Source organism: Mesorhizobium sp., assembly GCF_041661565.1.
Lineage (GTDB): Bacteria > Pseudomonadota > Alphaproteobacteria > Rhizobiales > Rhizobiaceae > Mesorhizobium.
This window is the reverse complement of record NZ_JBAZUD010000006.1, coordinates 59058-69824: the sequence shown is the minus strand read 5'-3', so window position 1 is coordinate 69824 and position 10767 is coordinate 59058. Positions and strand designations below refer to the sequence as shown.

At 61.9% G+C, this 10767-nt stretch carries 8 protein-coding genes; 6 read left to right on the top strand and 2 right to left on the bottom strand.

Annotated elements, in window-relative coordinates; genetic code table 11:
* Positions 1–383: 383 nt before the first annotated feature.
* Positions 384–2924 carry a LuxR C-terminal-related transcriptional regulator gene (locus WC739_RS02435; protein ID WP_372951417.1) on the bottom strand — a complete coding sequence of 847 codons (2541 nt, stop codon included), beginning with the start codon at positions 2922–2924 and terminating at the stop codon, positions 384–386.
* 34 nt (positions 2925–2958) lie between these two features.
* Here WC739_RS02435 and WC739_RS02430 point away from each other — a divergent pair, with 34 nt between their 5' ends.
* From WC739_RS02430 to WC739_RS02405, 6 genes are read left to right on the top strand one after another with little or no spacing between them, the layout of a single operon-like run.
* Positions 2959–4551 (top strand): amidase, encoded by a 1593-nt coding sequence (locus tag WC739_RS02430; RefSeq protein WP_372951416.1) that lies wholly within the window; start codon positions 2959–2961, stop codon positions 4549–4551.
* Between the two features lie 43 nt (positions 4552–4594).
* Entirely contained in the window at positions 4595–6145 is a 1551-nt protein-coding gene (locus tag WC739_RS02425) for an ABC transporter substrate-binding protein (protein WP_372951415.1), read from the top strand.
* Positions 6146–6205: 60 nt separating this feature from the next.
* Positions 6206–7129: an ABC transporter permease gene (locus WC739_RS02420; RefSeq protein WP_372951414.1), complete on the top strand. Its 924-nt coding sequence runs from the start codon at positions 6206–6208 to the stop codon at positions 7127–7129.
* Positions 7126–7974, top strand: coding sequence for an ABC transporter permease (locus tag WC739_RS02415; RefSeq protein ID WP_372951413.1), 849 nt, complete (start codon positions 7126–7128; stop codon positions 7972–7974). Before WC739_RS02420 ends, WC739_RS02415 begins: the two co-directional genes overlap by 4 nt.
* Positions 7971–8804, top strand: a complete 834-nt coding sequence (locus WC739_RS02410) for an ABC transporter ATP-binding protein (protein WP_372951412.1) — start codon at positions 7971–7973, stop codon at positions 8802–8804. Before WC739_RS02415 ends, WC739_RS02410 begins: the two co-directional genes overlap by 4 nt.
* An 11-nt stretch (positions 8805–8815) precedes the next feature.
* Entirely contained in the window at positions 8816–9685 is an 870-nt protein-coding gene (locus WC739_RS02405) for an ABC transporter ATP-binding protein (protein ID WP_372951411.1), read from the top strand.
* A gap of 55 nt (positions 9686–9740) precedes the next feature.
* Here WC739_RS02405 and WC739_RS02400 read toward each other — a convergent pair whose 3' ends face one another.
* Entirely contained in the window at positions 9741–10760 is a 1020-nt protein-coding gene (locus tag WC739_RS02400; RefSeq protein ID WP_372951410.1) for a Gfo/Idh/MocA family protein, read from the bottom strand.
* Positions 10761–10767 lie beyond the last annotated feature (7 nt).

Below are 10767 nucleotides of genomic sequence, written 5' to 3'. Positions count from 1 at the left end.
GCTCACGAAGATCATTTGAAAGCGCTCGCGTCATCAGATGCTGGCCTCCAATCCAGCCAGCATCTTGAATCACAATCAAGCCTCGATGGGAATCCTACGATTCTCTAAAAGAAGGAAACGCTCTAGGCAGCGGCGCAGCGGCCGACGGGCAGGTTTGCTCTCCAGCCAAGGGCCTGCCTCGATTATCGGCGGCAGTCGAGTAGGCCACTGTTCCTGATCGTCGTCGCCATGGCGTTCTCCTTTCCTGTCATGCGATCGTGCTCGATCCGGGCGTAGCTGAAGGACACATATCGCGTTGGGCTGGTAGGCCACACGTCCAATTACGCGATCGCCACCCGTTGCCATGCGAAACAAACCGCGGCTGTGCCCCGGCGCTTGGGAATCTATCCCAGCCCCTTCAACACGGCCTGCGTGCGGCTTTTGACGCCGAGCTTGGAGAAGAGATTCTTGGTGTGGGATTTCACGGTGTTGATGTTGATGCGGAGTTTGGAGGCGATCTCGCTGTTGGAGAGGCCCCAGCGCATCAGTTCCAGCACCTCCTCCTCCCGTTGAGTCAAGCCGTGTGCGAGCGGCTCGAACGCGTTGACATTACGGCGGTCTGCAAAACGCGGCGTCAGGTTCGCGGGAGTGATATCGAGAAACACGTTCAGAAGATTGCAGAGTTCCGGATGTCGCGGCGTTGCAGCCGAGCCGGCAGCGCCTTCGAGCCGCGAAATCAGGCGCCCGACCTGCAGTGCACTCAGGACACGGCCTTCCTGGCCGGCCCTTGCCTCAACCTCGCGCAGCTTTGCCAGGGCCGCGGTGGTCTGGCCGGTTTCGATCATCGCCCGCGCATCCACGACATGAAACGCCTCCCATATCTGCCAAGCCGATGGCGGATAGCGGCGTCTGGCCTCCGGCAAATGGAGAGACAAGCGTTCCCATTCGCGCAGTCCTTCGGAGCGATTTCCGAGCCGGAAAGCGCGATTGGCCCGCTCGATGGCCAGTTGGAACTCGAGGCGGAAGTCCTCTGTCTCATAGGCTCGGCGGCTGGCGCGCACGAGCAGATTGGTGCCTTTGTCCGAACGGCCGGTAACATCGTAGACGCGGACGAGGCCCGTCGTGGCAATGAGGACGCGTTCGCACAGGCCGGAGACATCTGTCGCATTTTCCGAGGGCATGGCTCGTAGCCAGAGCCGCTCGGCCTCTTCAAAATCGCCCTGGTCAAAGGCAACGACGCCCAGCAGCACGGAAGGCAGCGCGACCATGTAGGAATGTTCGGCGAAATTGCTGCGCGCAATGCGCAGCGCGTCTTCCGCCACGTCCTTGGCCTCCTGGATCAGGCCGCGTGCAATATAGCACATGGTAGCGATGGCGCGGGAATGAAGGCCGCCCCAATGGACGGCGATCTCGTCATAGATCCCCTTTGCGCGCCAGGTCAGCTTCTCGGCAAGCGCCAGATCGCCGACCTGGAAGGCAAGGTAGGAATGAATTGAATCAAGATCGACGCTGCCAAAGGCAAGTTGATCGAGCTCGCGACCCTCGAGCTGCTCGATATGCGCAAGGCAGCTTGCAATATCGCCGCCATAGGCACCGATCAGCGCCCGCATCAAATGCAATCGACCCTTGACGTCCAGCCCTGTTTCAAGGGCGATGACGGACACGCGGCTCGCCTTGTCGGCGGCGAGAGCCTCGATTGTGCGAAGCGTCTGCTCCGCCTGGAGGAACCGGCGCATATTGATGAAGCGCCAGACCTGAAGGAACAGCAGAAGCGGGCGCTCCTCACGCGCGTCGCGCGGCAATTGCTGCATCCAGCGCGAAAAAATCTCGAAGCGGCCGTGGCTGAGATAGTCGTAGAGGCAATAGCTTTCGATCATCTCCGCGGCCCAGTCCGGTCGCCGCGCGAGAAAGGCGTGTCGAACAGCCTCCATTGGCGAACCGTTCTCGATGAACCATTGGGCGGCGCGAGAATGCAGCTCGGCAATATCGGAATGTGTCTCGGCATAAAGCCGCGCCAGCAGGAACTCCTGGAACAGATGATGGTATTTGTACCAACGCTGCGAGCCCGGCAACCTGACCACGAAAAGCTGGACTTCTTCGAGAAATTCCAGAACCTCCCCGCCGTCGCTCCAGCCGGTGACTGCATTGCAGAGGTCTGAGTTCAGTGCATCGAGTATCGAGGTCATGGCCAGGAAGCGGCAGATCTTCTCGGGCAGGCCAAGGATCACTTCTTCCAGGAAATATTCCGCGAAGGCACGATGGCTGCCGGTCGGCGGGGTCTCGGCAAACGCGCCCGGCGTGCGGCCGAGCACGAGCGAAGCGAGCCTGAGGCCCGCGGCCCAGCCCTCCGTATAGCCGTGCATCTGCCGGCTCTCTTCGGAAGTCAGCGACACGCCTGACGACGACTGAAAAAACGCTTCCGTCTCCGCCTCGTCGAAAAACAGGTCTTCCACAGGCACTTCGAGAATTTCGCCGCTGACGCGCAGGCGGCCGATCGGGATCGAGGGCCGGTTGCGGCTGGCCAGGACGATCGTCATGTTCGGTATACGAGCCGCGAAAATGCGATTGATCGTTTCGCCGCCGTCGCCGGCTTCGGCGAGGTGATAGTCATCGACGAACAGCGCAACGGGCGCTGTCTCGACGCATCGCGCCACCAGTGTCACGAGTTGAGTTATCGCGTCTGGCTCGTCGCGGGCCGGTATGGACGCAACGATCTGGCTGAAGCTTGCCCCGAAAGCCAACCTGAGGCCATCGGCGAAGGCGAAGGGATCACGGTCGGCCTCGCCCGTCGAATACCAGACCGTCTTGACGTCGCTTTCCAGCAGGGATTCATGCCACTGCGCAAGCAGCGTCGTCTTGCCCGAACCGGCAGGCGCATGCACGAGGCAAAGCCGATACTGGGTCAGCAGGCGGGAAAGCGTGGTCAGCCGCGGTCTGTTGATCATCCCGGGCGAAGCGCGGGGCGGCGAAATGTGAAGATTGATCAGGCTTGCGTGCTGCGACAAGAGACGTCCGTACGTTCAGTTGCTGCGCTTACGCGTATCACTCTTTCGGGTGATACGAAATTTCTTTCCGTCTCACCCCTCGGGATCATGCGGGAAATTCCGGCACACCGTAGCTTTCCGAAACGCCGAACGGGGATTCAGGAAGTTGCAGCTCAGCGAATACCAGAACTTTGACGCCACCGGGCTCGCCGAACTTGTCGCCCAGCAAGAGGTGACACCCGGCGAATTGCTGGATACGGCGCTTGCCGGCGTCGGGGCCGTCAATGACAAGCTGAACGCCGTTGTCGCCATATTCGAGGAAGAAGCCCGCCGCTTCATCGACGAGGAGCTTGCGGATGGTCCGTTCAAAGGTGTGCCTTTTCTGCTGAAGGATCTGACGGCGCATTACGGGGGCCAGCCGACCGGGGCCGGGTGGCCGCCGCGTGCCGCCGTCAAGCCGGCTGAAGATACGGAGCTTGTCCGTCGTTTCAAAAAGTCGGGCGTCGTTATCTTCGGCAAAACCGCGGTTCCCGAGCTTGCGATGGATTGGACGACGCGTTCGCGCGCGCATGGCGTGACCAACAATCCGTGGGACACGAACCGTACGGCGGGAACATCGAGCGGCGGGACGGCGGCGGCCGTGGCGGCCGGCGTGGTGCCGATGGCGCACGGCAATGATGGTGGTGGTTCGATCCGCGTGCCATCCTCCGTCTGCGGTTGCTTTGGCATCAAGCCGACCCGCGGCAGGAATCCCGTCGCTCCGTCCGGCAGCACCTGGCAGGGCATGCTGGTCGAGCATGTGCTGTCCCGCTCGGTGCGCGATAGCGCGCGCATGCTGGATGCAACGCAGGGCATGCAGCCTGGTCAGTTTTTCAACAGCCCGCCGGGCGGCGATTTTGCCAGCCACGTCGGCCGCGACCCGGGAAGACTGCGCATAGGCGTCTCCACCAAAGCGCCCTATGGGGCAGCGACCCATCCCGACTGCGTCAAGGCGGTTGACGAGACGGTGAGACTGCTCGAAAGCCTCGGCCACATTTGTGAGGACCACGACATCGCATTGCCCGACGATGGCTGGAGTGCGTTCGAAACCTTTATCCTGGCCGAATATGCGACAGATATGCGGCTCGAGGAACAGGTGCTTGGACGCAAGCTGACAGCCGAGGATTTCCCACCGATGCTGTGGGAAATGATCGAGGCCGGCAACCGCATCTCGGCGGTCGAGGTCAATGTCGCAACGACGCGCCTGCATGCTGTCGCCTCCGCGGTCACCTCCACGTTCAGCCGCTACGACGTCTTCCTCTCGCCGACGCTCGCACAGCCGCCGCTGCTCCATGAGGCCTTTCCGCAGGCGACCTCGATGCGGGGACACTACGAGTTCTATCTTTCCTGGATGCCCTTCACGCATATCTTCAACGTCAACGGCTCGCCGGCCATGTCTGTACCGCTCGTCTGGAATGCCGATGGCCTGCCGATCGGCGTGCAGTTCGCTGCCACACCAGCCGCGGAAGATGTGCTCTTCCGGCTGGCGTCGCAGCTTGAAGCTGCAAGGCCCTGGGGAGGCAAGCGTCCGCCAGTATCCGTCGCCTGACAATTACATGCAGTCCAACCAAATAATAAAGGGAACAAAAAGCATGAAACAGCACCGTCTCTCCAAGCATATCTGCGGCCTGCTGGCCGCGGCAGCGTTTGGGACAGGCCTGAGCCTCTCCGTCGCCGCCGCCGCGGACCTGATCGTCGCCCGCGCCGTTGATGCCGACAGCCTCGATCCCGACAAGACCAGCACGACGCAGTCGCTGCAGATGACCAACTTGATCTACGACACACTGGTGACCATGGGAGAAGATGGCACGGTGCATCCAGGCATCGCCAGCGAGTGGTCCATGTCGGAGGATGGCAAGACCTACTCCTTCACCATCCGCGACGGGGTGAAGTGCCACGATGGCAGCACCTTCGACGCCGCCGCCGCGAAGGCGCGGGTTGATCGCGCTGTCGACCCTGCGACCGTAAATCCGGACCGTTCGCTTTGGGGACCGATCACAGGCACCAGCGTGGAAGGCAAAGTGCTCAAGGTTTCGATGTCGGAACCCTACAGCCCGTTCATGTCCTTCTTGACCGGCATCCAAGCGGGCTTTGTCTGCCCCTCATCATTTGCCGCAGCCGAATTCAAGCCGATCGGAACCGGCCCGTTCAAGTTCGTCAGCTGGACGCGCAACGATAGCCTTCAGCTTCAGTCGAATGCGGACTACAAGAACTTCAATCCGCTTATCGAAAACCCGGGCAAGCCGCATATCGACCAGCTGACGTTCAAGGTGATCCCGGAGGCGGTCGCCCGCATGGCGGCGCTGCGTTCGGGCGAGGCCGATCTCGTCGAGCCTTCGCTGGAGGAAACGGCGGACCTGAAGAGCGACAGCAATTTCAAGGTCTATGCCGCCGAGCTTTCCGGCCAGCAGGTGCTGGCGGCCTTCTCCTGGAAGATCAAGCCGCTCGACAATCCGGACATTCGCAAGGCGATCGGCATGGCCATGAACCGCGACGCCTATGCCAACATCGCCTTCGAAGGCCTGGTCCATACCTCCAACTGCCCGGTCGCGCCAAAGCTGTTTTCGACGGATGAGGCATTATGCGCAACTTGGGGCGTGAAGTACGATCCAGACGGCGCCAAGGCGATCATGGAGGCAGCCGGTTACACCGCCGACAAGCCGCTCAAGATAAGGCTGTTGGCCCACAAACTGTCGGGCTGGGACCAGATGCATCAGATCATGCAGCAGGATCTGGCTGCCATCAACGTCCAGGCAGAGATCGAAACGCGTGAGGTCGCGGCTCACTTCGATCACATGAGCAGCGAGAACAAGCGTACCGACGGAGAACCCTTTGTCTGGACGATGGGCATGTCGGGCGTCGATCCGGACTACCTCAATTTCCTCTGGAAGCGTCCCGGCTTTGTCGAGATGGGCCTGAACGAGCAGGTCGACGCCATGCTTGACGAGCAGCGCAGGCTGTCGGGCGACGCTCGCGCCGCCAAGATCCATGACATCGAAAAGTATCTGATGGAAAATTCCTATACGATGCCACTGTTGTCGCCGGGCTGGAACTGGCTGATGGCATCGAACGCGAAGGTCGAAGGCTTCAAGTTGGGGTTCATGGTATCCCTCCTGTTCAACGACGTGACCCTCAAGCAATAGTAGGTCTGGCACCGCCCTGTCGCCAGCAGGCGGGGCGGTGCATCGACCGGATGGGTGCTGATGCTGTTTCTGATCTCAAAACGGGTTCTCGTCGCGTTCGCCACCGTACTAGTCGTGATTGTCCTCTCCGGCCTTCTTATCCATGTCGTTCCGGGCGATCCCGTAACCGCTATGATGGCGCAGTCGGTCTCCGCGACGCCGGAGGTGATGGCCGAGATGCGTGCCCGGCTCGGTCTCGACCTGCCGGTCTGGCAGCAGGTGATGCTGTATCTCACGCATGTGTTGCAGGGTGACCTCGGCACGACCATCCGCGGCAACGAGCCTGTCCTGCGGCTGTTGATGCAACGCGTCCCCAACACTTTTGCGCTGGCGGTCTCCGGCCTCGGGCTGGCGCTGGCGATCGGAATTCCGCTCGGATTTCTGGCGGCGGTCAACCGGGGCCGAATGGTCGACACCGTCGTCATGTTCATTGCCGTGCTTGGCGTGTCGATCCCGGCCTTCTGGCTTGGCCTCATCATGATCCAGGTCTTCGCGCTGAAGCTGCACTGGCTGCCCGTCGCAGGCTCGAATTGGCGCAATATCCTCCTCCCGGCCCTGACCCTCGGCCTGACCTATTGCGCGCTTGTCGCCCGCATGACGCGTTCGGCGCTGGTTGACGTGCTGGAGGAAGATTATATCCGCACCGCTCGTGCCAAAGGCCTCCGGGAGCACGAGGTGTTGCTCGTGCATGCGCTGAGGCCGGCGCTGATCAGCATCGTCACCGTCGTCGGTCTCGTCTTCGCCTATCTGCTCGGCGGCCAGGTCATCGTGGAGAACGTCTTCTCCTGGAACGGCATCGGCCGGCTCGCGGTCCAGGCCATGCTGGAGCGGGATTATCCGATGATCCAGGGCTTCATCGTCGTCTTCGCCACCTCCGTTGTCATCGTCTCGATGCTGATCGACATCCTCTACAGCTTCCTCGATCCGCGCATGAGGCAGAAATGAGCATCTCGACAGAGATTTCGCTGCGGCGTCGCGGCCTGCCCCTCGGCGTGCTTCTCGGCCTCGGACTGGCGATCTTCATCATCGCGGCAGCGCTGCTTTCCAACTATCTGGCGCCGTTCGATCCAACCCGCATGGCGGCCGGACCACGGCTTGCGGCGCCTTCCTCCGCGCATTGGTTCGGTACGGACGAATTCGGCCGCGACCTTTTCAGCCGGGTGCTGGTCGGCGGCCGTTTGTCCCTCGGTATCGGCATCTTCGCCGTGGTCAGTGGCCTCGTGATCGGCGGCCTGATGGGGCTCATCGCCGCCTTTTCCGGCCGCGCCGTCGAGGCGGTGCTGCTGCGTCTCATCGACGTGCTCTATTCCTTCCCCGACACGCTGATCGCCCTGGCGCTCGTCGCCTTCCTTGGGCCAGGCATCGAGAATGCAACGCTTGCCATCGCCATCAGCCTTGTCCCCTTCTACGCCCGTGTCACATACGGGCTCGCCGCAGCGGAAAGGGCCAAGCCCTATATCGAGGCGGCAAGGCTTGCGGGCATCCGTACCGGGCGGCTGGTCCGGGTGCATGTCATGCCGAATATCGGCCAGAGCCTGATCGTCATGGGAACGCTTGGCTTCTCTTCGGCCATCCTGTCGGCGGCGGGCCTGTCTTTCCTGGGTCTGGGCGTGCAGCCTCCGTCCCCGGAATGGGGTGCGATCCTCGCTTCCGGGCGCAACTATATCAACAAGGCTCCGTGGATCCTGATCTTCCCGGGCGTCGCCATTTGCGTGACGGTGCTTTCCTTCAACCTGATCGGTGACAGCTTGCGGGACCTTGTCGATCCCCGTCGAAAGGGTCGGCCATGAACTCACCCTATCTCAGTGTCCGAAACCTCTGCGTCAGCTTCCCAGCGATATCAGGCGGTTTCCGTGCGATCGACGACATCAGTTTCGATCTGGCTCGCGGCGAGATCCTTGCTCTCGTCGGCGAATCCGGCAGCGGCAAGAGCATGACCTCGCTGTCGATCATGAAATTGCTTCCGGCGGTGGCGCAGATGAGCGGCCGCATCGAGATCGAGGGGCAGGACATTTCGGCGTTCGGCCGCCGGCAGATGGAGGATGTGCGCGGCGCCAGGATCGGGATGATCTTTCAGGAGCCGATGACCTCGCTCAATCCGGTTCTCACCATCGCGCGGCAAATGACGGAGGGGTTGGTGCGCCACAATGGCGTCTCCATGCGCGAGGCGCTGGCGACCGCTAGCACTTGGCTCGAGGATGTAGGTATTCCCGAACCGGCCCGCGTGCTCGCGCAATATCCACATCAGCTTTCGGGCGGCATGCGCCAGCGCATCATGATTGCGGCAGCGCTTGCGCTTCGGCCGGGCATCCTGATCGCCGACGAGCCGACCACCGCCCTCGACGTCACCGTGCAATCTCAGGTGCTCGACCTGCTGGTCGATCTCAAGGCGCGCTCAGGCTCCGGCATCCTGCTGATTACCCACGACATCGGCGTGGTTGCCGAAACCGCCGATCGTGTCGCCGTCATGCGCGGTGGGCGTATCCTGGAGATCGGCACGGTAGACGAGGTGCTCCGTTCGCCGAAGCACGACTACACCAAGGCGCTGCTTGCCTCCCACCTGACGGTGGACAAGGGGCTGAAGCAACGAGCGTTCGAATTGGAAGAGGCTCGGCCTTGATGTCCGATACCGTGCTCAAGGTCGAACAATTGCGAAAGTCGTTCACGGCCAACCGGCGAACCGTTCATGCATTGAACGGCGTGTCCCTTGCGCTCGAACGGGGCGAGACACTTGGGATCGTCGGCGAAAGCGGGTCCGGCAAGTCGACGCTCGGGCGCATCGCCGTCGGTCTCGATACGCCCACTGCGGGAGAACTGCATATCGAAGGCGCACGCATAGACACATTGTCGTCGCCGCTGCGCCGCGAAAAACTACGGCGATGCCAGATGATCTTTCAGGATCCATATTCGTCGCTCAATCCGCGATTGACCGTCGGCCGGCAGATCGGTGAAGGGCTGTTCGCGCGCGGCGAAGCTGACTGGCCGGCGATCAATGCGACGGTCGCCGACCTGCTCGATCGAGTCGGGCTGAAGCGAGAGTTCGCGGGACGCTATCCGCACGAATTCTCCGGCGGCCAGCGGCAGCGGATTGCCATCGCCAGGGCGCTGGCGCCAAGTCCGCAAATCGTGGTCGCCGACGAGCCGGTCTCTGCGCTCGACGTGACCATTCAGGCGCAGATCCTAGATCTTCTCGCGGACCTGAAAAAGCACGGAGATCTTTCCTATCTCTTCATCTCGCATGACATGGCCGTCGTCGCGCGCCTGTGCGACCGTATCGCGGTCATGCACCGTGGACGGATCGTCGAGTGCGGGCCTGTTGAAGCCGTCATCGAGAATCCACAGCATCCCTATACGCGAAACCTGCTGGATGCCGTTCCGCGCCTCGGCCGCCGGCGGACCGGTCAGAAACCGATTCCCGTCCGTCTGCCGCAACATGAGGACGCCGATACCTTCATGACCGTGGCAGAGGGGCACACAGTGCTTCAGTCGGCTGGCGTCTGACGATCAATGCGCGTCTGGCGCCAAGACCACCATCGATAAGTGACCTATAGAGCGTTTACGAGCTCATCGACGGCAATGCCACCCGCAGCTTTTCCCTGGCAGACTGCCTGATGGCATCCAGGACATGCATCCCCGCCACCGCGTCGCTGATCGGCCAGGATTGCCCGGTCTCCCCTCTTACAGAGCGTGCAAACGCGCGGACCTCTTCTTCATACTGGTTTGCCGGCGCAAAGCGGGTAATTTCGACGTCCTGGTCGTAGATGTCGTCGCGCTTGCGCAACTTGATGATCGTCTCTTGTTTTGCCGAGGGCCAGACGGCGACCGGGATTTCCATCCAGCCCTCCGTGCCAATCACCATGATCCAGTGTGCCCATGCCTGCAGCAGGGCGCCGCTGAACAGAAGATTGCGATTGTCGGGAAATTCGAGCAGGCCGGCGACGGCGATATCCACGCCATCGGGCGCGCGCTTTTCGAATGTTGCTGTCGCCGCGATCGGCTCAGCCTCGAAAAGGAAGCGGGCCGCCGTAATCGGATAGACGCCAACGTCTCCCAACGCACCACCGCCGAGTTCCGGCTGGAACCTGATGTCCCCGGGATTGTCATTCATCACGCTGTAAGTTGCATGGATCTGCGTGACACGGCCAAGCCTGCCACTGCGGATGATGTCACGGGCGGCGAGCCATCGCGGATGGTACCGGACCATGAAGGCTTCCGATATCTGCACACCCGTCTGGCGTTGAACCTCAGCCAGGCGCAGGGCGTCCGCCGCGTCCAGGGCAAGCGGCTTCTCGCACAGGACGTGCTTGCCGGCCCTTGCAGCGGCAATGGCGTCGTCGACATGCCGGTTGTTCGGCGTCGGGATATAGACGGCCTCGACCTCTTCGTCGGTCAGCAAGTCCGAGAGAGACGTGTAGTGCTTCGGGATACTGAATTCCGAGGCGACACCGGCCGCTCGAGCTCTATCGCGCGAAGAGATGGCCACCACTTCGCACTCAGGCACGGCCTGCATTGCCGGTATCACCCAGTCGCGGGCGATCTTCGCCGTCGAAACAATCCCGAAACGGACCGGCTTCATCTCTTTG

Bases quoted from the DNA above. Each gene is read 5' to 3' on its own strand.
- WC739_RS02435 (WP_372951417.1), bottom strand. From the start codon at position 2,924: ATGATCAACAGACCGCGGCTGACCACGCTTTCCCGCCTGCTGACCCAG.
- WC739_RS02425 (WP_372951415.1), top strand. From the start codon at position 4,595: ATGAAACAGCACCGTCTCTCCAAGCATATCTGCGGCCTGCTGGCCGCG.
- WC739_RS02420 (WP_372951414.1), top strand. From the start codon at position 6,206: ATGCTGTTTCTGATCTCAAAACGGGTTCTCGTCGCGTTCGCCACCGTA.
- WC739_RS02415 (WP_372951413.1), top strand. From the start codon at position 7,126: ATGAGCATCTCGACAGAGATTTCGCTGCGGCGTCGCGGCCTGCCCCTC.
- WC739_RS02410 (WP_372951412.1), top strand. From the start codon at position 7,971: ATGAACTCACCCTATCTCAGTGTCCGAAACCTCTGCGTCAGCTTCCCA.
- WC739_RS02400 (WP_372951410.1), bottom strand. From the start codon at position 10,760: ATGAAGCCGGTCCGTTTCGGGATTGTTTCGACGGCGAAGATCGCCCGC.